This is a genomic window from Pedobacter sp. (genome assembly GCF_035566355.1).
Lineage (GTDB): Bacteria > Bacteroidota > Bacteroidia > Sphingobacteriales > Sphingobacteriaceae > Pedobacter.
Genome location: NZ_DATMRL010000601.1, coordinates 1 through 2,418, shown reverse-complemented (window position 1 = coordinate 2,418; position 2,418 = coordinate 1). Strand labels below are relative to the sequence as shown.

The 2,418-nt window shown below is 40.1% G+C and carries 1 protein-coding gene and 1 pseudogene; both read left to right on the top strand.

Annotated elements, in window-relative coordinates; genetic code table 11:
• Positions 1-1,659 (top strand): annotated as a pseudogene (locus VNZ46_RS23665) (SusC/RagA family TonB-linked outer membrane protein); the annotation flags it as partial.
• A 17-nt stretch (positions 1,660-1,676) separates the two neighbouring features.
• The coding region (locus tag VNZ46_RS23660; RefSeq protein ID WP_325563239.1) for a SusD/RagB family nutrient-binding outer membrane lipoprotein at positions 1,677-2,418 on the top strand (742 nt) is incomplete at its 3' end.

The following is a 2,418-nucleotide window of genomic DNA, read 5'->3' as shown; positions in this document are numbered from 1 at the left end:
TATTATACTGAAAGCTTTAAATCAATAAGGATGCCTGGAACAGTAGAGGCAGATGCACTTAAAGGCGCTATTGCAGAGTCCCTTAATACAACACAAATCACCACTTCGACGGCTATTTTAACTGGCAAAAAAACGATTGGTAAGGATTTCAACTTGAGTCTTTCCGTAGGAAATAATATTGAAATGTCATCTTCTCAGGTGCTCAATTCTGCTTCGGCCAATTTTATAGATCCAACTTTTGCCAGTATTAACAATACCCAATTGAAGGATCGCACAACCTCAGAAACGCTCAGCAGAAGGAGAATCTTTAGCTGGTTTGGCGATTTCAATGCCGACTGGAAAGGAATAGCCTATTTGAATTTTAAGGGGCGAAATGACTGGTCTTCCACTTTACCGATTAAAGACCGTTCATTTTTCTACCCTTCAGTAAGTGCTTCTGTGATTTTAACAGACCTGCTTAAAGAATTTGGGGCCAAATCGGATGATAGGATCTTTTCTTATGGTAAGGTTAGAGCGGCTTTTTCTAATGTGGGTAAAGACGCTTCTCCATATTCTCTTTCTACCGCTCTAAATACCTTGACCAATAGCTTTACAATTAATCCAAGAGGATTTATCATCAATTCGAATAACGCTTTTGGTAATCCTCTTCTTGTACCTGAATTTACCCGGGCATTTGAAACAGGGGCAGACTTAAGATTTTTAAAGAATCGTTTAGGTATAGATATAACCTATTACAACAGCAAATCTGATAATCAGATTTTAATTACACGCACACCACCGTCCTCAGGTTCGTTTCTTGCAACATTGAATGGTGGTTCCATTAGAAACAGAGGGGTTGAGGTTGTACTGAATGCAAAACCAATTGTTGGTAAAGACTTCAGGTGGTCTGTAGATGTTAATTTCGCACACAATACTTCTGTTGTTATGGAATTGCCCGGAAAGCTGGACCGCGTAGAAATATCTGATGCCTGGGCGGCGGCCAATGTAGCTCAGGGGGCCGCCTTTTTAGGTGGTAGCTTGTTTGGGATTAACGGCAATGTCTGGAAACGAAACGCTCAGGGTCAGCTTTTATTGGATAACAAAGGTTATCCCCAGGTTCAAACTGCATTGGCAAATATTGGTGATCGAAATCCAAAATTCACTGCGGGAATTACCAATACACTCAACTATAAGGATTTTATGTTTTCTTTTATGGTTGATGTCCGGGTAGGTGGAAAAGTATTCAATGCGACAGAGAACGCCATGGTTCGCTCCGGTTTAAGTACGAAAACCCTTGATCGGGGAAATAAAGTATTTGATGGTATAATTGAATCTACAGGCGCCGTAAATACCATTTCTGTTCCGTTAAATCAAAATTACTACCAAACGATTTATGCCAACCAAGGCTATGATTTTGTGGAAGATGGAGGCTGGACCAGGTTGAGATATGCAACCTTAACTTATAATATGCCAACAAAATATCTCGGAAAGATAAAGATCAAAGGTTTGTCGTTTAGTGCAACGGGACGTAATTTGATTTTGATCACCAAATATTCTGGTATTGACCCTGAGGTATCAGGAAGTGGAGCAGGTGTTGGCGGATCAGGATCCTTCGGTTTTGATAACCTTGGGGTACCTGCAACCAAAGGCTTTGATCTGGGCTTAAAATTAACATTTTAATAAAGGAGGATAGAAAAATGAAAACATTATATATAAAAGGGTTAAGTTTTCTTGTTTTAGGTGCTTTACTAAGCTTTAGTTCCTGCAAGAAGTTCTTAGATGTAAATACAGACCCTAACAACCCTACAAAGGTTTCTGCTGCAAACAGATTGGTTGGAGCGATTACCACCTCAAACGGGGCGGCATTATGGAGAGGAGCAAGAGAAGTCGCTGGTTTAACCCAGTACGGCACAACTAAACTGCTGACGGGGACAAACAGGAATGCTGAAACCTGGCGCTTTACCGCGAGTTATTTTTGTTGGCAAAATACCTATGTATATACGATGCCTAATATTATCGATCTTATCAATTTAGGCGAAGAGGAAGGAAGTCCATGTTTTGTAGGTGCCGGTAAGACTCTACTGGCCATGAATTTCGGTATGCTGGCTGATCAGTACGGCGCTATTGTTATAGATGAATTTTATAATGGAAAAACCCAGATATCTCTAACACCCAAAATGCAAGATCAGGAAACGGCCTACAAACGGATAGATCAGTTGCTTGACGATGCAATAACTGCATTTAATAATCCGGTTAATAAAACAACTTTAAATTCTGCTGCAGGAGATATTTTATTCCAGGGAGATATTAGTAAATGGAAGCGTTTTGCATGGGCTTTAAAAGCCAGATATTTGAACCATCTGTCTAAAAAGGGTACATTGTATAACCCGGCTAAAATAATTGAAGCCTGTACCAATGCCTTTAATGCAGATGGGATGG